The organism is Mesorhizobium sp. WSM4830, from assembly GCF_055811495.1.
Map to the genome: position 1 here is coordinate 1 of NZ_JBVVQI010000039.1, position 16,812 is coordinate 16,812.

Sequence of the window (16,812 nt, forward strand, 5' to 3'; positions counted from 1 at the left end):
CGCCTTGGGGTGCAACTGTACGGCACGGGAGTGGTAATTCGGCCTTGATCAGCGCGCCCGGTCAATTCGCCCCGCGGGTCAGTCGCTCGACCGCGTTCTTTTCGACGCATGGCCTCCCTCCCAGAAGTACCCCTTGAGGCCTTAAACCACGTTTTTTCGCTTTGGCGAATATGCGCCATCGACTTAGGTGCGGGCCTGTGGATAAACATGGGGGACACCAAACTCCGCCTGGCCAAGGATGCGGGTCCAGTTCGTAGGTGCCCCGAACGGGAGATAGGCTGTACCCTCCGGGAGCCAACTGGCATCCGGGGTTTGCGGAACTTCTCGCTTGTTAGGGGACACCGCGAACCCCATGAAGTCAAAAGCGTTTCGGGATTGGCTGTTTGCTGAGATGGATCCAAACGACGCCCTTATGGCAAGACTGAAATGCGCCCAAGAAGGGCCACCAGTTCCGCCTGACGTTTCGTTTCGGTCTTGGCGAACAGCGAGGCAAGCTGGGAGCGGATCGTCGTGCGGCTGAGGCGCCAACTGCGGGCAATCTCCAAAGGCGCATCGCCCTGAGCCAAACGCAACGCGAGGTGCGTTTCCGCGCTCGTCAAGCCAAACATCCTTTGCAGTGTCTGAGGATTTGGCCCCGACCTGTTCTCGCGGTCCAGCAACGCCACAATGCTCGTTCCGTCAGGAGCGATAAACCCGTTCTCGTCCAATATCACCGGCCTGTCGCCGCTGCTGCGGAACACTACCCACGATAGTGAGCCCGGCAGAAAATGGGCCGGAACATTCGCGATCAGCCGCCTCAAGGCCACCGAAAGCCCGCTGGCCGTATCGGCCACTTCGCCCTGGCGCTCCAGCGTGGTTTGAGCGGCGGCGTTCCATTCGACCACTTTCCTCTCGCGGTTCAGCACGAGATAGCCGCAGCCGATGCGATCAAGCATGCCGGTTATGGATTCCAGGCTGCGTGCTCTTGGCTCCCCGACCCCTGCGCCCAGTCGATCCGATGCACGATCTGAATAGGCATAAGAGGGCGCCTTCGTATGCGCCTCAGGGTCATACTTGGTCCTCATCACAATGTATCGGTTGCCAGCTGCAGCTTCAGTGTGTCTATCGATCAGAGTCATTTTCTACCCCTGCCCAAAGTTTCACCAGCCCGAAGGAAATGGATTCCTCAACCACGCTTCCACAATACGCGATTCTATACGAACCAAATTGAAGAATGTCGTTAGCTTCGCATCCAGAAACTTATCTCGGAATGCATTTCTCAAGATTTCTTCATGACGCCAAGCTGCCGATAGTATTACTGCTAACCTGTTTCCGACACCACTCAGCCCTCCCACGAAAGGGCAAGCTTATCAGAACTTCGTACAGCTCCTTTTATCTCGAAACTGACAATAAATATGGGAGATCCCCATGACCACCACCGCCACCACGCCCCGCTTAACGAGCGTTACGAGCACCACCGAGTCAGCCAAGCCGTATCGCGGACGGCGGAAGTCAATTTCCCGAAAAGCTCAACCTCAGGGGGCAGCATAGTAAGCAATCTGCCTACGGTCTGCAGGACTAGCATCAACAGAAAAAACCCAAAGAACGACCCAAGAACCCCCGCCACCATGACGGTGCGACGCTTGCCTCGCGCTTCCTCCCCAGAATGCGCTTCTCCCTCAGGGGATAGACATCGCTGCTAGCTAGAAAGCCAGCTAATTGTCGTGCGGGTGTTGCTTGCTCGACCACCAGATCAGATAGATTGATCCCATCCTAAGCACCGGGACGCGCCTGTCGCGCTCACGGGTACGCAACTCGCGATAGGTTTTCACCTTCAGAGGCGCGACAACACAAAGTTCACCGGCCCGGACTATTTGACAAGCGCGCAAATGGCATATGCTGTCAGCGTCCAAGCTGTTGGGAGCGTAGTGGCTACATGCGCTTGTGCTACCCACCCCGGAGCTGGGGAAGTAACCGGCAAGCTCCTAGAAATTAGAGCATTTGAATTTGACGCGCTGGCACCGCCACCTATCACGACTTTTGGTTTGGGACACCAAGCCTGTGCGGATTTGTCTGGGTTTGTATCACTCGCACTTGCATAGTGGGTGATTTCCCAACCGCTGACGCCGTCCTTCCCCGCTGGACCCTCAGCCCCCATTGCACCTTTAGGTCCCTGCTTGCCGGGCAGACCTGGTGGACCGACAGGCCCTTGGGGCCCTGGGGGGCCCGCCGTTGCGCAACCTGCAAGCAACGCGACACATGCTAGAGTGGTAATAATTCTCATGATCACCTCCCCGGTTTCCCGGTGAGTTTGACGACAAAAAACATTCGCCAAATCAAGCATATATACCATGACGCGATTGTCGTGGATAGGAACGCGATCGGCGGGCTGGCGGAACGTCGCATAGGCGCCGTGACGACGGGCAGCCAGCAATCGTCGCGTAGAGTGTTGACGCGCTTTCCTGGGCCGGGTCGTTTCGGCGCTCTGATCATCCGCTCCTTAGAGAAATGCTTCGCCCTCAGCGCGATGCGCGAAACAAAACCAATGCGGCGCCTGCTTAGGTTTGGCGAAACCCCATCCTGCATCCTTGCCGCAGTCGCGGTGTTCGCATCGGTGATGCTGAATGCCCGGGCGTGTGACTGGCTCGAAGGCACCTGGAAGGCGGATCAGTTCATCGCTCATGGGTAGTTCCTCGGCTCAGATTGGTCGAAAGATTCCACAGCCGGCCTTGACGATCAAGGAAAATGTTCCTTTTCTGTTCTCATGGCGCACGATCCGATCGAAACGCTGGGCAAGGCGACCCGGCACAACATGCTTGTGAAGGCACAGTGCAGTTTGGCGTCGATCCCCTAAAGCTGAAGTTCGATTGCAGCCGCTGCAAGCCGAGGGTGAAGATCACGCTTCTCGACGAGGTGCATTCAGCGCTTGATCGGCCCGACCGCGCCCAACAGGCGGCGGGCTTTGGCGTTTCCTCGTGGCTAAAGGCTTCGCTGCTAGGCCTCGACGACAATCCGGGCTTCTTGGGAACTAAGGGTCCGCCTGCCAAATCCAGCAATGGCCGGCGGACCCTATCAGCGCATGAAGGGACTTTTTACGCGCCGAATCTCCTCCCGGAGATGACGCTACCAACAAGCAATGGCTACGGTTGTTCCCGCCGCGTCCTGTGCACGGACCATTGCGCAGGCGGGTCAGACTTAAGTCTTACGGTCTAGTCGTTTAACCCCCGTCGGGGAACGTTCGTTGGTTGGCTCGCGTTTGAGGTGAGCTTGGCGCCATGGAGATGCGTCACGGCAAAATCTCAACAAGGAGACGGCTAATGAGAATGCATCTTTCCACCGCAGCTGCGGGATTTCTGTTGTTGGCCGGCATTGGTGCCGCTGCCGCCCAGGATGTGATCATCGAACCGCAGCAGGAAACCGTCATCAAGGAATACGTGAAGAAGCAGCCGCTCGCTTCGGTGAAAATTCCTGGAGTGGAGCTCAATATCGGCTCGCCTCTGCCGGATACAGTCGAGCTTCATGAAGTGCCGAACGTCAAATACCGCTATGTGGTGGTCGACAACCGGACCGTTCTGGTGGATCCGAGCACGCGCAAGATCATCAAGGTCTACGACTGAGCTGATCTTGGGAGCGCTGGCCCGGACAGCAATCGTCAATAGTCCGGGTCAGCCGCTCGACAGTTTCGATTATCGCCTGCAAACGCCTAGCCTTCATGCACCCGTGGGTCGATAAAGCAAGTGAACGCATCCTCGCTCGGCAGAACTCCAGCTGGACAGGTGAGTTCGATGGCCCCTCGCACGAGTTGGCCGCCGTGCTGCCACCGGATCGATTGTTGAAGAGATCAGGTGTTTTCGTCAATTTGCGCCAGACCGACGAGGGTACCCTCCGGATCTCGGAACTGGCCAATCCTCAGCGGGGTGCCGGGCGAGCGTTCCGGCCCAAGAACTCGTGACCCGCCCAACTGCTCTGCTTTGGCCAGGTATGTCTCGATATCGCTTACGCTGACGTAAATGATGGTGTGTGGATCAAAATTCCTACCTCCTCCAACACCCCCTGCCACCGGTTGAGCCCCGGATGGTGGGGGAGGAAGCCATAGTCGCCTGCGTCGGAAACAAGCGGCGACACCGCTCCGCCGACCTCGAATTCCCATCCGAAGAGTTGCGCGTAAAAGCGCCGCAGATTCGCTGGACTGCGCCCTATTATTTCAAAGTGGATGATCGGGCTGGCCATTATGTCCACCTCTTTAGGCGCGCGTAAAACAGCTACCGCTATTAGCGGCTGATGCAGCGGCTCGGCGTGGTGAGGCATCTGTCAGAAGTCGTGCGCGTCGAAATTTGCCCGCACACCGGGCAATGGATGAAATGCTTGGGTTGTCAATCCTGACGCGTTTCATGTGGCCCCATCTGGCGCCCGTCTGGCAATCGTCAAGGCCGGCGTATGCGCATCGCCGCGCGTGCAATGACGATCTGCGTGACCTTGGCGTTTCCTTCTGCGTCACGTTGTCGGCCGCGATCCGCCGCCTGAGGCTGGTGACGAGCTTGCCCGGCGAAAATTGAGCGCCGCGCCGGCGATTGTTGCCCTGACTTTCGCGGCGTCGTTCCACTGAGGTTCGCACTCGACGCGTGCTATAGGAGCTGTGCTCAAGGCATTTGGCCCTGCGGGCATCCAGCGGAATTTGTTCGTGACCCAGGAGACACTCGGCATGAGTAACGTCGTAACGCTTCATGGTGACAAGCGCTGGAAGGCGGTTCTAGTCTACGCCCACCAGAACGGCCCCATTGCGATCGAGCATTTTCTAGAAGAGATTTCCGAGCTTCATAACGTCATTGAACACGGCCCGGACTGGAATACCCTGATCACGTGCACGGTGACAATCAACCGCACGGACGGTGGTGAGGAACAGAACAGCCAGGAAAAGGAGGCGCGTCATGAACATCGGTAAATCGGGAGCCGTCTTATCCGGACTGCCGAGATCGAGCGCGCCAGCCATGTGCGTGTAGAGCCGGCCGCGCATGGTAGTCATCAGCTTGCGAGGCATATCATTGGAGTGTGCGATGCGAGCCCTTATCGACTTGAACTATGCCCAGGTTGAAGCCCTCGACCGTCTTGCCAAACGGGCGCGCCAATCCCGTGCGGCCCTGATCCGAGCAGCAATAGACGATTATCTCGACCGCCATCATCGCGAACAGGTCGAGGATGGCTTCGGCCTGGGGTAAGCGCACAGTTGATGGGCTGGCTCATCAGGAGACAGTGCGCCGCGAATGGTAGGCGCAATTTTCGACACCAATATCCTCATCGACTATCTGAACGCCGTCCCCCAAGACTCGCGAGGAAATCGAGCGGTTCGAAAGCCGTGCAGTCAGTATTATCACCTGGATGGAAGTGAGTGGGCGCAAAAGCCGATCTGGCCGGCGGCCGCTATGCTCAGACGGACATATTCGTGCCTAGGGGCGGCTCGCCGCTGTACCGGAGCGACTTCGAGGAATGTTACTTCAGCAGTTTGATCAGCACTGTGAAGGCCGCGTCGATGTCGGCGCGAACCGCCGCCCGGACCGCTTCCGCATTGCGGTCTCGCAGCGCTGCAAACATCTGCTGATGGTGCTGGTTGGCGGTCGAATAGTTTCCAGAATCGTGCAGCATGTTGAAATAGGGGCTGATCTGCAGCCACAGGTTTTCGATGATGCTGAGCATGTTTTCCGAGGCCGCGGCCCGGTAGATGGAAAAGTGAAACGCGTAATTGGCCCTGAGATAGGATTTGACGTCGCCGGCGGCATTGGCCTGCTCGAGTGCCTCCAGATGCTGGCCCAGCAGCATCACGCCGTGGTCGTCAATGCGTTCTGCGGCCCATGCGGCGGCGATCGCCTCGATTTCGAACCTGACGTTCCTGAGATCGATAAGCCGCGCACGACTTAATGCCGGGATGCCGATCGAACGGCCCGAAACCACCATCAGGGCGTTGGCGGCGCTCAGACGCCGCAGTGCCTCGCGAACCGGCATCGGGCTGACGCCGAAAGCGTCAGCGAGGCTCTGCGCCGTCACCATCTCACCTGGAACGATGCTGCCGTCGAGGATCAACTCGGTAACGTGCCGGTAAACCCTGTCCTGCAGGGTTTCCCTGGACAGCGGCGTGATCTCGACGCCTGGCTTCCTGAATGCCGCCCCAGCCATTTCTGCCAACCTTCCCCCATTCGGGCGACGCTCTTGTCACCCTGCCGCCCGTGCCCGGAATGCAAGGTTCGAATTGCCGCGTCAAGCGATCCGGCTTTGCTTTTTAGCCATTTCATCATTGATCTTTGATCAAATCATGATACGGTCAGCCGCATCGAATGACAAGGAGCACGTTTCGTACCCTTGGGAGGCATTCGGTCGTCTGAACTGGGAGGAGTTTTGAATGGGTATCGGATCGAAAGCCCGGCGGCTTGCGCTGCTTGCCGGCATGGCTGTTTGCGCTTTTGGCATGTCCGCCGCCGAAGCGGCCTCAAAGCACAAAATATTTCTCAGCATGAGCTTCATCGGCAATGATTGGCAGGCCGAGGCCGCCAACATGGTCAAGGCGATGGCGTCGCACAAGAGCATGGTCGACAAGGTGGACCTCCAGGTCCAGGTGGCAGGGCCGAACGCACAGCGCCAGATCCAGCAGATCAATGCCATGGTCCAGGCCGGCGCCGAAGCCATCGTGATCTTCCCGATCTCGCCGACCGCGCTCAACCAGGTGGTGAAGAACGCCTGCGATAAGGGCGTGAAGGTGTTTGCCTATGATGCCGAGATCACGGAGCCCTGCGCCTACAATGTCCATATCGACCAGGAGGAGGCTGGCCGCGTGACGGCGGAGTGGCTGGTCAAGAAGCTCAATGGCAAGGGCAACATCATCGCGGTGACCGGCGTTCCCGGTACCTCGGTCGATGATCTGCGCACCAAGGCCGCGAAGGAGGTGTTTGCCAAGCATCCCGACATCAAGATCGTCGGCGAGGCTGTCGGCATGTGGAGCCAGGCGGTGGCTCGTACCGAACTTTCCAAGATATTGGCGACGCGCAGCTGGGACGACATCAACGGGCTGTGGATGCAGGTCGGCTGCTTCACCGCCAATTCCATGCAGCTCGAAGCCGGCAAGAAGACCAGCGAACTCCTGCCTTGCGCCGGCGAGGGTTCCAATGGCGGGCGTATCCAGATGCTGCCGGAGGGCACGGAGGTCGAGGGCGCCACGTCTACCTATGCGCCGCTCGGCGCCTCGCGCATTTCCTACGCCTCGCCGCCTTATTCCGGGGCGCTCGCTCTCAAGCTTGCCGTCGAGGCGCTTGAAGGCAAGGACGTTGCCAAGAAGACTATCCTCCCGCTGCCGGTCGTCACCAACGAGACCATAAAACTTTGCGACGAGGGCACCTGGGCGGAGATGAAGGCTGGTTGCAACGCGTTCAAACCCTCGCTGGTCTCGAACCCGGGCTGGTTCGCCTCGATCTTCTCCGACCAGACACCTGAAATTGGTCTCGCGGCCGCCCTTGTAGGCCAGCCCGAGCAGTAGGCCCTCCGAAGTGGGCGTGGGGTGCTTTGGAGTCACTCCACGCACGCACCTTCATGCAGGCCGGGACTGGGACCATGATGTCAGCGCATTCGACAGCTGTCGGCATAGAGGGCGTCCGCAAGGCGTTTGGCGCGACAGTCGCCCTCGATGACGTATCCTTCGAGATCGCTTCCGGCAGGGTGCATGCTTTGCTTGGCGAGAACGGTGCGGGCAAGTCAACGCTCGTCAAGCTGCTGTCGGGACTGGTCCGGCCCGACGACGGGCAAATCACTGTGTTTGGCGAACCGGCGCCACTCGGTTCGCCGCGCGCCGCGCACGCCAAAGGCGTGCAGACAGCCTTCCAGGAAATGACCCTGGTACGCGATCTCAGCGTTCTCGATAACATGTTGCTGCCTTACGCGCCCGTTGGGCCGATCGGCCTGATCAGGCGGTTGAGCGCGCGCAAGGCAGTCCGCAAGCACATCTCCGATCTGGGATTTACCGTCGATCTCGATGCCGAGGTAGCGACGCTCGATCTCGCGGTCCGCCAGAAGATCGAAATCGCGCGCGCGCTCTATCGCAAGCCGCGCATCCTTCTGCTCGACGAGCCGACTTCGACGCTGTCGGGTGGCGATGTGGAGTGGCTGGGCGCCATCATCGCGCAGTTGAAAGCGGCCGGTACCACGGTCGTGTTCATCACCCATCGCATGCGCGAGGTGCGGGCTTTCTGCGACACGCTGACCATTCTCAGGAACGGCCGCCACATCGTGACCGCGCAGGTTGCCGATGTTTCGGATGGTGAGGTGATCGAAAAGATTATCGGCCGCAGCATCGCCCAAACCTTCCCGCCGAAACCTGAAAGTGAGGCCGCCTTTGGTCGGCCGGTGCTCGGCGTACGCGATCTCAAGGCCGGCAGGAAGCTCGACGGCGTCAGTTTTGACCTGCGCAAGGGCGAGATCCTCGGCATTGCCGGACTCCAGGGCATGGGTCAGCTCGACCTGTTCCTCGCCTGTTTCGGCATGGCCGAGATCGAGCGCGGCCACATCCTGGTCGACGGGCGCGAAGTGTGGCTCGGCTCGCCCGCCGATGCGCTCAGGCCCAACATGGCAATCGGGCTGGTGCCGGAGGACCGCAAGACCGAGGGCCTGTTCCTGAAGCTCTCGGGCCGGCAGAATGCATCGCTGCCGGTCGTCGCACGCTTCACCCGGTTTGGCCTGATCAGAACAGACGAGGAGGCAAACGCCGTACAGTCCGCCTTCTCGACCGTGGAGGTCGACCGCAGTGCCTTGTGGACGCGGGCAGGGGCGTTCTCTGGCGGCAACCAGCAAAAGATAGCCATTGCCAAATGGCTCGTCGCCGAAAGCCGGATCCTGCTGCTCTTCGATCCGACCCGCGGCATCGATGTCGGCACCAAGCACGAGCTTTACGTGATGATGCGCGACTATGTGGCGGCCGGCGGCTCGATCCTGCTGCATTCAACCGAAATTCCCGAACTGGCCCATCAGTGCGACCGGGTGCTCGTCCTCTATGACGGCCATCTGGTGGCGGAGCTTGCCGGCGACGAGATCACCGAAGGCGCGATCATGCGGCCGGCGCTTGGCCATGGCGAGTTGGTCCGGGAGGCGGCGCAATGAGTGTGACGAGTTTGGCCGACGCGGCACCCGCCGCGACATTGTCGCGGCTGCTCGCGCGCCATCGCGGCGCGATCATCGCGGCGATCGTCTTTGCGGTGCTCCTGCTGATCGTCGATCTGGTCAGTGCCGGCCGGCTCACTTATTTCGACATTTCGTTCCTGTCGAGCGGCGGCGCCACTTCGGCACTGGCGGCGATCGGCCAGACCCTGGTCATCCTGTCCGGCGGCTTCGACCTGTCCGCGGGCGCGGTGATCTCACTGGTCAATGTCGTCCTGGCAAACGGCATGGATCCGATGGCAACCGGCACGAGTGTCGCGTTGTGGACTTTGGCCGGAATTGGCGTCGGCATGCTTGTCGGCGCCTTCAACGGCTTCTTCATTGCCGTCCTGCGCATGCAGCCTATCGTCGTCACGCTGTCGACCATGTTCATCCTGCAGGGGGTAACGCTGCTGGTCATGGACAAGCCGGGCGGCTTCGTCTCGCCCGATCTTGGCGCCTTCTATCTCGGCGATGCCATCACAGGCTGGATACCGATGCCGCTGGTGGTCATCGGCGCCGTCCTGCTCGGCTGGTTCTGGCTCAAAGGTACACGCTTCGGGACGGCGCTTTATGCGGTCGGCAGCGATCCGGATGCCGCCGCCGCGGTCGGCGTGCGCGTGGTTCTCGTGCGCTTCGTCGTCTATGTCATCGCCGGTGGCTGCTATGGGCTCGCCGGCGTTTTCATCAGCGCCCAGACGGGCAGCGGCGATCCGCTGGTCGGCAACCCGTTGTTGCTGTCGATGTTCGCGGCGGTCGTCGTCGGCGGTACAAGGCTGGGCGGCGGCCAAGGCGGGCCGGTGGGCACCGTCTTCGGCGCCTACATCCTGATGATGGTCGTCAATATCCTGCTCGTGCTCAACGTCTCGGCCTATTATTCGACGATCGCCGAGGGCACGATCCTGATCCTTGCCGTGCTTGCGGGCTCGCTGTCGCATGGCTCCGTGCTGGCCCGCCAGCTGCGTGCGCTGCGGGCTCGGCTGGCCGCGTGGCGCGCCGGAATGCTGCCCTCGCAGATCGATCGCACCGATAGGCGGCTGAGAATTGCGCGGGGCAGCGCCGGCGACCAGCAGGCGCCGCAGCCTGCCTTCCATGTCCGTAATGCCGAGACCCTGCGCTATGCGCTGCCGGCCTATGTCTGTCTTGTCATCGTCGTCATCGTCACCCAGATCTGGCTCGGACGGGCAATCATATATTTCACCTATTGGAACTCGCTTTTCGTGCTGTCGAGCTTCCTTGCCATCCTGGCGCTTGGGCAGGGCAGCGTGATTCTTACCGGCGGGCTCGACCTGTCGGTTCCGTGGACGATCGGCCTGTCGGGCATCCTGCTTGCCGGTATGGTCAACGGGTCGGATGCTGCACTTGCCTATGCGCTGCCGGCGGTGCTCGTCGTCGCTTGCCTGATCGGTCTCGCCAACGGCATCGGCATCGTCTTTCTCGGCATCTCGCCGATCGTTATGACGCTGGCCACCAACGGCATTCTGCAAGGGTTCGCTTTGCTCTACTCGCAAGGCACGCCGGCCGGCTTCTCCTCGCCGATGCTGCGCTGGTTCATGACCGGGAAGGTATTCGCCATCACACCGGTGGTGCTGTTCATGATCGCCTTCGTCGCCTTTGCCGTGCTGCTGCTCGGCCGCACCGCTTTCGGCCGCCGCGTCTACGGCATCGGCAACAGCCTGCGCGCAGCCCAGCTCTCCGGCATAGCGGTCGGTCGCACGCTCATCCTCGTCTATGTGCTTTCGGCGGTCTGCGCGGCGCTGGTCGGCATCATGCTGACCGGCTTTTCAGGCCAGGCCAGCCTCGGCATGGGTGACGACTATCTGCTGCCCTCCATCGCCGTCGTCGTGGTCGGCGGTGCGCTGATCACCGGCGGGCGCGGCCATTATCTCGGCATGCTGGGTGGGGTGCTGCTCCTGACCGCATTGCAGATGCTGCTCGCCGGCACGACGCTGCCTTATGCGACGCGGGCGATCCTGTTTGGGCTGGTGGTGCTCGGTGCCGTCATGGCGCTGCGCGAAAGGCGGATTTGAGTGAAAGGGATGGAACAATGAGCTCAAGCGCACCGGCATCGGCGGACGAATTCCTGACCGGGCTCAAGGGCCAGCGCGTGCTGGTCACGGCGGGGGCCGGCGGCATCGGCTTTGCCATTGCAGAGACGCTGTCGCGGCTCGGCGCGCGTGTCGTGGTCTGCGATATTTCCGACGAGGCGCTGGCCGCTGTCCCCGAGAGGATGACGCTCGCCGCCGCAGTCAAGGCCGACGTTTCGCGCGACGAGGATGTCGACCGGCTGTTCGAGACGGTCAAGGAGAAACTCGGCGGGCTCGACGCCCTGATCAACAATGCCGGCATTGCCGGCCCGACCGGCGGCGTCGATGAGATCGATCCGGCAGACTGGCGGCGTTGCATAGATATCTGCCTGACCGGCCAGTTCCTGTGCGCGCGGCGTGCCGTGCCGCTGATCAAGGCGGCAGGCGGCGGCTCGATCGTCTCGATGTCTTCGGCCGCGGGCCGACACGGCTACGCGTTCCGAACGCCGTACTCGGCTGCCAAGTTCGGCGTTGTCGGCCTGACCCAGAGCCTTGCCAAGGAACTCGGACCGCATGGGATTAGGGTCAATGCCATCTTGCCCGGCATCATCGAAGGGCCGCGCATCGACAAGGTCATTGCCGACCGGGCAAAGCAATTAGGCCTTTCAAACGAGGAGATGACACAACGCTATCTGCAGAACATCTCGCTGCGCCGCATGACCAGCCCATACGATGTCGCGGCAATGGCGGCTTTCCTGCTTTCCGATGCGGGCGTCAACATTTCCGGCCAGTCGCTCGGCGTCGACGGCAACGTCGAGACACTTTGAGGAGGGCGAGCATGGCGAAGGTAGCAATTGTAGGAAGCGGTTTCATCGGGCGGGCGTGGGCGATCAGCTTCGCTCGTGCAGGCCATGATGTGCGGATGTGGGACCAGGCGCCTGCCGCGACCAGCGGTGCGCGCGACTATATCGCCGGCGTGCTCGGCGACCTCGCCGCCAACGATTTGCTGCGGGGACAGGCGGTGGATGCCGTGCTCGGCCGCATCACCATTGCGGCAGAGCTTGGCGAGGCCCTGGCCGATGCCGTCCACGTCCAGGAAAACACGCCCGAAAACCTCGAGGTGAAGCGTGACGTGTTCTCCCGGATCGACGCCCTTGCCGGTCGGCAGGCGGTGCTCGCCAGTTCCACCTCGGCGCTGTTGCCGTCGAAATTCACCGATCACCTTCAGGGGCGCCATCGCTGCCTCGTCGTGCACCCGATCAATCCGCCCTATCTCATCCCCGCCGCGGAAGTCGTGCCGGCGCCATGGACCTCCGCCGAGACAGTGGAAAGGACCCGCGCTTTTCTTGTCGAGGCGGGCCACGCGCCGCTGGTGATGAAGCGCGAACTCGACGGCTTCATCATGAATCGCTTGCAGGGCGCGCTGTTGGAGGAGGCGTTCCGGCTCGTCGCCGACGGCTATGCCAGCGTAGAGGACGTCGACACGGGCCTGCGCGAGGGGCTGGCACTGCGCTGGTCGTTCATGGGTCCGTTCGAAACGATCGACCTCAACGCGCCCGGCGGTGTGCGCGACTATGTAGAGCGCTACCAGACGATCTATTCCAACATCTTTCCGCAGATGCTGCGCCGCGTCGACTGGGCCGGCGAGGTCATGGAGACGGTCGAGGCCGAGCGCCGCAAACGGCTGCCGCGGGAAGCACTCGGCGAACGGCAGGTCTGGCGCGACCGCCGGCTGATGGCGCTGGCGGCGCACAAGAAGAAATCGGATCAGGAGTTTGGACGATGACGGAAACAAGCCGCGAGCCCGGCGCTCGGCAAGCCAAGGGCAAGGTCATCATCACCTGTGCGGTCACGGGCGCAATCCATACGCCGACCATGTCGCCCTATCTGCCGATCACGCCGGACCAGATCGCCTCGGAGGCGATCGCGGCGGCGGAGGCTGGTGCGGCAATCCTGCATCTGCATGCCCGCGACCCTGAGACCGGCAAGCCCGACCAGACGCCAGAGGCGTTCGCGCGTTTCCTGCCGCGCGTCAAGCAAGGCACCAATGCCGCCATCAACATCACCACCGGCGGCAGTCCATACATGAAGGTGGAGGAGCGTGTGCGCCCCGCCGCCCAGTTCAAGCCGGAAGTCGCCTCGCTCAACATGGGGTCGATCAATTTCGGGCTCTATCACCTCGTAGACAAATACGAAGCGTTCAAGTTCGACTGGGAAAGGCCGCACCTGGAAGCGACGCGTGACCTGGTCTTCCGCAACTCGTTCAAGGACATCGAGTACATACTGGAGACCTGTTACGACAACGGCACGCGCTTCGAGTTCGAGTGCTACGACATCGCCCATCTCTACAACCTCTCCCATTTCGCCGATCGCGGGCTGGTGAAACCGCCGTTCTTCGTGCAGTCCGTATTCGGCCTGCTCGGCGGCATCGGTTCGCACCCCGAAGACGTCGCCCATATGAAGCGCACCGCCGATCGCCTGTTCGGCGATCAGTTCCGCTGGTCGGTGCTGGGTGCGGGCGCCAGCCAGTTGCGCATTGCCGCGCAATCGGCAGCGCTTGGCGGCAATATCCGCGTTGGGCTCGAAGACAGTCTTTGGGCCGGCATGGGCAAGCTTGCCAAATCGAACGCCGAGCAGGTGGTGCTTGCCCGCAAGATCATCGAAGGCCTCGGCATGGAAGTGGCGACGCCCGACGAGGCCCGCGAAATCCTGTCATTGAAGGGCGGCGACCAGGTCGCGTTCTGACCGGTTTCTACAAGATTCGAACAGAGGAGGACGGCATGAAGATCGAGGTCGTGGTGGACGTGAAGACCACGCTGGGCGAGGGACCGCTGTGGGACGTCGAACAGGAGCGCCTCTACTGGATCGACAGTTTCGACGGGCGTGTGTTTCGGGCGACCGCCGACGGCCGCGAGATCCGTTGCTGGGACGTGCCGATGAAGGTCGGTTCGATGGCATTGCGCAAGGACGGCGGTGGCGCGGTGGTGTCGCTGCAGCGCGGCTTCCATCTGCTTGATTTTGCCACCGGGGAGGTGACGCTGATCCATGATCCGGAGCCGGACAGGCCGATGAACCGGCTCAATGACGGCAAGGTCGATCGGCGCGGCCGCTTCTTCGCCGGCTCAATGGACACGATGGAAGAGGGACCCTCCGGCGGGCTCTACCGGCTCGATCCCGATTTCTCCGTCACCAGGATCGCTTCCGGCATCATCTGCTCGAACGGTCCGTGCTGGAGTCCCGACGACCGCACCTTCTATTTCTCCGACACCTGGACCGGCGAGATCTGGGCCTACGACTACGACATCGAAACGGGTGCCGCCACCAACCGGCGCACTTTCACGCGCGTCGATACCAGCCGCGGAGGGGCGGCCGACGGCTCAACTGTCGATGCCGAGGGCTTCCTCTGGAACGCGCTGGTCTATGACGGCAGGCTGGTGCGTTACGCGCCCGACGGCAGCGTTGATCGCATTATCGACATGCCCGTCAAGAAGATCACCAGCGTCATGTTCGGCGGGCGGAAGCTCGATACCCTGTATGTCACGTCGATGGCCAAGCCGCCGCTGCCGCGTTTTCCGGGTGACGGTGTCTTGCGCGGCAGCCTTTTTGCCATCACCGGCCTCGGCGTAACGGGAGTTCCGGAGCCCAGATTTGCCGCATAATCGGGTGCTTACTGGCGATTATCCTCCCCGCCTCTTGGTGCCACCCCAACCTCCTGCCGCAGGGCAACGACGCTGGAAGCTCGTGCCGTGCGGTTCTGGCGTGGTCGTGTCAGGAGCCCAGAGCACCTATGGCGGCAGCACGGCAGGCGCTGCGCCAGCCATCACCAGTCCCGTGTTGAGGGCATTGTGTTTCCGCCATCAACCGCTTCGTCATGGAGCACAAGCTGCAGTCGTAGCCCTTCGTCTGGACCGACGATCCCGACAAACCTATCAAGCCGCCGCACGCGGGCACCAGGTGCTGGAGTCGATCCACAGCTTTGGCTATAGCAGTGTGGCGGTCCGCGAATGTCCACTCTCCGGCAAGCGGCCAATAGGCAAGTTCGACCCCAAACAGACGTCGTCGTCGGTCTTTCGCTAGTCGAGAGCTGCCGAGGGACGTATTGTGCTAGTGCCGCGGGATGCTCTTTGGTCATTGGCTTCATAACGGTCTGGGCTTTCCTCAACCGGCCTTGCCGCCACCGACAGCCTTATTCCTGGTCGTCATAGGAAGGTCCGGCATCGCTTCCAGTTGCGGCTGCCTACAGCAAGGGTAGGTGTTCTGGACGTTGCGTTTTGCACAATATCGGCGGCGCGCTCGCAGAATGAACTCAGGCGAACGGACGAGCGCCTTTGGAGGCTGCCCTGTCACTGCCTCGTTTCCATTGGCGGGCGCCCGACAATTGCGGAAAGCCCGGAAAGCCCGTATATTCCGGAATAAAGGAGTCTCGCCGATGAGCACCACCGTCACTGCCGCCGTCGTCTCGAAAAATTTTGGCGCCTATCAGGACGCCGCAGTCCGCGACCCGGTCATCATCACCAAGAACGGTCGCCCGCGCACGGTGCTGCTGGCCTATGAGGATTTTGTCCGGCTGTCGAAGCGCGACCGGCGGGTCGATCTGACAGCGGAGCTCGGTTCGGACGAGATCGCCGCGGTCGAAGCCTCTGAAATGGAGCCGCATCTCGACCATCTCAACGACGAGCTCTCTGGGTCAAAACCCTCGGGTCGAAACCCCTCGGGGCAAAAGGCCTGACTGCAAAAATGCTACCGGCTGAAATCAAGGTCGGCCACGTCTTCCGTTACTCCTACCTCTGGCATTGGCAACACCGCGAAGGCCGCGAGGAAGCCGACAAGGACCGGCCCTGCCTGGTGCTCGCGCTAGTCGCCATGCAGGAGGACGGCTCGCCGGTCGTCCGGGTCCTGCCGATCACCCATACGCCGCCGTCCGATCCCGATGATGCCATCGAGATTCCGGCTGCGGTCAAGCTGCGTTTGCGCCTTGACGGTGAACGGTCGTGGATCGTTTTGACGGAAAGTAACAGATTCGCCTGGCCGGGGCCTGACATCCGGCCGCTGGAGACGGAGAGCGGCTACTACGGGCCGCTGCCACCGGCGTTGTTTGCCGCAGTCAAGCGCCGGTTTGTCGCCATCGCGACAGGCCAGGCGCATTCGAGCACGTCGCGTACCGCGTGACGATGGAAGTGGCATGTCCCTTAGCCTGCTTGAGCGCGGTGAACGTTCAGACGGGGCGATTCTGACGTCGCGACTTTGCCAAGCTGGAAGACTTTCGTCGCCTCGCCGCGGCCGCGCAGCCGGTGTTTGCCCGCCGGGATCCTTTCGAACCTTTCGTCGAGCCGCGACGCGGTCTCGCCGGAAATGGCGATTGCGGCGATGGCGCCCGGTTCGAGCTGCTTGCCGAGGTCCTGCAGTCGCTGGCTGACGTTCACGGTGTCGCCGACGATCGTATAGTTCACGCGGTCGGATGCGCCAATGTTGCCGACAAGGACGGAGCCCGTGTGGATGCCGATGCGGATATGAAGTGGAGGGCCGCCATAGCCCGCCGCGTACAAAATTTACGTATACAACCAGGGTGTTATAAACAAAATAAGCGGGCGACGAAAATATAGGTGTTTATATCGGGGGTGGGCGGATAATTTAAAAA

Annotated in this window: 18 protein-coding genes; 14 read left to right on the forward strand and 4 right to left on the reverse strand. The window is 61.5% G+C overall.

Features of this window, described 5'->3' with window-relative positions; all coding sequences use genetic code 11:
* Positions 1–410: 410 nt before the first annotated feature.
* Complete coding sequence (locus AC0L2Y_RS30550; protein ID WP_473561580.1) at positions 411–935, reverse strand: helix-turn-helix transcriptional regulator; 525 nt, start codon at positions 933–935, stop codon at positions 411–413.
* 1,349 nt (positions 936–2,284) lie between these two features.
* On the opposite strand from AC0L2Y_RS30550, the gene AC0L2Y_RS30555 reads away from it, so the two are divergent.
* Entirely contained in the window at positions 2,285–2,668 is a 384-nt protein-coding gene (locus AC0L2Y_RS30555) for a hypothetical protein (protein ID WP_473561582.1), read from the forward strand.
* Between the two features lie 628 nt (positions 2,669–3,296).
* Positions 3,297–3,596: a DUF1236 domain-containing protein gene (locus AC0L2Y_RS30560; RefSeq protein WP_352509916.1), complete on the forward strand. Its 300-nt coding sequence runs from the start codon at positions 3,297–3,299 to the stop codon at positions 3,594–3,596.
* Positions 3,597–3,975: 379 nt separating this feature from the next.
* Here AC0L2Y_RS30560 and AC0L2Y_RS30565 read toward each other — a convergent pair whose 3' ends face one another.
* Complete coding sequence (locus AC0L2Y_RS30565; RefSeq protein WP_473561584.1) at positions 3,976–4,209, reverse strand: VOC family protein; 234 nt, start codon at positions 4,207–4,209, stop codon at positions 3,976–3,978.
* Positions 4,210–4,331: 122 nt separating this feature from the next.
* Between AC0L2Y_RS30565 and AC0L2Y_RS30570 the strand changes: the two genes are divergently transcribed.
* The 3 genes from AC0L2Y_RS30570 to AC0L2Y_RS30580 all read left to right on the forward strand — a co-directional run bounded on the left by AC0L2Y_RS30570 (position 4,332) and on the right by AC0L2Y_RS30580 (position 5,195).
* A complete protein-coding gene (locus tag AC0L2Y_RS30570) occupies positions 4,332–4,535 on the forward strand; it encodes a hypothetical protein (protein ID WP_473561586.1) in 204 nt (67 codons plus the stop codon).
* A gap of 146 nt (positions 4,536–4,681) precedes the next feature.
* On the forward strand, positions 4,682–4,921 hold the full coding sequence (locus AC0L2Y_RS30575) for a hypothetical protein (protein ID WP_473561588.1): 240 nt from the start codon (positions 4,682–4,684) through the stop codon (positions 4,919–4,921).
* Between the two features lie 112 nt (positions 4,922–5,033).
* Positions 5,034–5,195 (forward strand): ribbon-helix-helix protein, CopG family, encoded by a 162-nt coding sequence (locus tag AC0L2Y_RS30580; protein ID WP_473561590.1) that lies wholly within the window; start codon positions 5,034–5,036, stop codon positions 5,193–5,195.
* A 271-nt stretch (positions 5,196–5,466) separates the two neighbouring features.
* Here AC0L2Y_RS30580 and AC0L2Y_RS30585 read toward each other — a convergent pair whose 3' ends face one another.
* Positions 5,467–6,147, reverse strand: coding sequence for a GntR family transcriptional regulator (locus AC0L2Y_RS30585; protein ID WP_473561592.1), 681 nt, complete (start codon positions 6,145–6,147; stop codon positions 5,467–5,469).
* Between the two features lie 223 nt (positions 6,148–6,370).
* Here AC0L2Y_RS30585 and AC0L2Y_RS30590 point away from each other — a divergent pair, with 223 nt between their 5' ends.
* The 9 genes from AC0L2Y_RS30590 to AC0L2Y_RS30630 all read left to right on the forward strand — a co-directional run bounded on the left by AC0L2Y_RS30590 (position 6,371) and on the right by AC0L2Y_RS30630 (position 16,343).
* The gene (locus AC0L2Y_RS30590; RefSeq protein ID WP_473561594.1) at positions 6,371–7,498 is read left to right on the forward strand and encodes a sugar ABC transporter substrate-binding protein; all 1,128 of its coding nucleotides are present in this window, start codon (positions 6,371–6,373) and stop codon (positions 7,496–7,498) included.
* Positions 7,499–7,572: 74 nt separating this feature from the next.
* A complete protein-coding gene (locus AC0L2Y_RS30595) occupies positions 7,573–9,111 on the forward strand; it encodes a sugar ABC transporter ATP-binding protein (protein WP_473561596.1) in 1,539 nt (512 codons plus the stop codon).
* Positions 9,108–11,177: an ABC transporter permease gene (locus tag AC0L2Y_RS30600; protein WP_473561598.1), complete on the forward strand. Its 2,070-nt coding sequence runs from the start codon at positions 9,108–9,110 to the stop codon at positions 11,175–11,177. Before AC0L2Y_RS30595 ends, AC0L2Y_RS30600 begins: the two co-directional genes overlap by 4 nt.
* 17 nt (positions 11,178–11,194) lie before the next feature.
* Positions 11,195–12,001 carry an SDR family oxidoreductase gene (locus AC0L2Y_RS30605; RefSeq protein ID WP_473561600.1) on the forward strand — a complete coding sequence of 269 codons (807 nt, stop codon included), beginning with the start codon at positions 11,195–11,197 and terminating at the stop codon, positions 11,999–12,001.
* Between the two features lie 11 nt (positions 12,002–12,012).
* Positions 12,013–12,960, forward strand: coding sequence for a 3-hydroxyacyl-CoA dehydrogenase (locus AC0L2Y_RS30610; protein ID WP_473561602.1), 948 nt, complete (start codon positions 12,013–12,015; stop codon positions 12,958–12,960).
* Positions 12,957–13,919, forward strand: a complete 963-nt coding sequence (gene kce / locus AC0L2Y_RS30615; protein ID WP_473561604.1) for a 3,5-dioxohexanoate:acetyl-CoA acetone transferase — start codon at positions 12,957–12,959, stop codon at positions 13,917–13,919. The genes AC0L2Y_RS30610 and kce overlap by 4 nt, the downstream gene beginning before the upstream one ends.
* Positions 13,920–13,954: 35 nt before the next feature.
* Positions 13,955–14,833 (forward strand): SMP-30/gluconolactonase/LRE family protein, encoded by an 879-nt coding sequence (locus tag AC0L2Y_RS30620; protein WP_473561605.1) that lies wholly within the window; start codon positions 13,955–13,957, stop codon positions 14,831–14,833.
* 770 nt (positions 14,834–15,603) lie between these two features.
* The gene (locus AC0L2Y_RS30625; RefSeq protein ID WP_473561607.1) at positions 15,604–15,903 is read left to right on the forward strand and encodes a type II toxin-antitoxin system Phd/YefM family antitoxin; all 300 of its coding nucleotides are present in this window, start codon (positions 15,604–15,606) and stop codon (positions 15,901–15,903) included.
* 8 nt (positions 15,904–15,911) lie between these two features.
* The gene (locus tag AC0L2Y_RS30630) at positions 15,912–16,343 is read left to right on the forward strand and encodes a plasmid maintenance toxin (PemK-like) (protein ID WP_473561608.1); all 432 of its coding nucleotides are present in this window, start codon (positions 15,912–15,914) and stop codon (positions 16,341–16,343) included.
* A gap of 20 nt (positions 16,344–16,363) precedes the next feature.
* Here AC0L2Y_RS30630 and AC0L2Y_RS30635 read toward each other — a convergent pair whose 3' ends face one another.
* Positions 16,364–16,720, reverse strand: a complete 357-nt coding sequence (locus AC0L2Y_RS30635) for an adenylate/guanylate cyclase domain-containing protein (RefSeq protein WP_473561609.1) — start codon at positions 16,718–16,720, stop codon at positions 16,364–16,366.
* Positions 16,721–16,812 lie beyond the last annotated feature (92 nt).

Excerpts from the sequence above, each read along its gene's own strand:
- AC0L2Y_RS30550 (WP_473561580.1), bottom strand. The coding sequence starts at position 935 with ATGCTTGATCGCATCGGCTGCGGCTATCTCGTGCTGAACCGCGAGAGG.
- AC0L2Y_RS30560 (WP_352509916.1), top strand. The coding sequence starts at position 3,297 with ATGAGAATGCATCTTTCCACCGCAGCTGCGGGATTTCTGTTGTTGGCC.
- AC0L2Y_RS30565 (WP_473561584.1), bottom strand. The coding sequence starts at position 4,209 with ATGGCCAGCCCGATCATCCACTTTGAAATAATAGGGCGCAGTCCAGCG.
- AC0L2Y_RS30570 (WP_473561586.1), top strand. The coding sequence starts at position 4,332 with ATGGATGAAATGCTTGGGTTGTCAATCCTGACGCGTTTCATGTGGCCC.
- AC0L2Y_RS30575 (WP_473561588.1), top strand. The coding sequence starts at position 4,682 with ATGAGTAACGTCGTAACGCTTCATGGTGACAAGCGCTGGAAGGCGGTT.
- AC0L2Y_RS30580 (WP_473561590.1), top strand. The coding sequence starts at position 5,034 with ATGCGAGCCCTTATCGACTTGAACTATGCCCAGGTTGAAGCCCTCGAC.
- AC0L2Y_RS30585 (WP_473561592.1), bottom strand. The coding sequence starts at position 6,147 with ATGGCTGGGGCGGCATTCAGGAAGCCAGGCGTCGAGATCACGCCGCTG.
- AC0L2Y_RS30590 (WP_473561594.1), top strand. The coding sequence starts at position 6,371 with ATGGGTATCGGATCGAAAGCCCGGCGGCTTGCGCTGCTTGCCGGCATG.
- AC0L2Y_RS30595 (WP_473561596.1), top strand. The coding sequence starts at position 7,573 with ATGATGTCAGCGCATTCGACAGCTGTCGGCATAGAGGGCGTCCGCAAG.
- AC0L2Y_RS30600 (WP_473561598.1), top strand. The coding sequence starts at position 9,108 with ATGAGTGTGACGAGTTTGGCCGACGCGGCACCCGCCGCGACATTGTCG.
- AC0L2Y_RS30605 (WP_473561600.1), top strand. The coding sequence starts at position 11,195 with ATGAGCTCAAGCGCACCGGCATCGGCGGACGAATTCCTGACCGGGCTC.
- AC0L2Y_RS30610 (WP_473561602.1), top strand. The coding sequence starts at position 12,013 with ATGGCGAAGGTAGCAATTGTAGGAAGCGGTTTCATCGGGCGGGCGTGG.
- kce (WP_473561604.1), top strand. The coding sequence starts at position 12,957 with ATGACGGAAACAAGCCGCGAGCCCGGCGCTCGGCAAGCCAAGGGCAAG.
- AC0L2Y_RS30620 (WP_473561605.1), top strand. The coding sequence starts at position 13,955 with ATGAAGATCGAGGTCGTGGTGGACGTGAAGACCACGCTGGGCGAGGGA.
- AC0L2Y_RS30625 (WP_473561607.1), top strand. The coding sequence starts at position 15,604 with ATGAGCACCACCGTCACTGCCGCCGTCGTCTCGAAAAATTTTGGCGCC.
- AC0L2Y_RS30630 (WP_473561608.1), top strand. The coding sequence starts at position 15,912 with ATGCTACCGGCTGAAATCAAGGTCGGCCACGTCTTCCGTTACTCCTAC.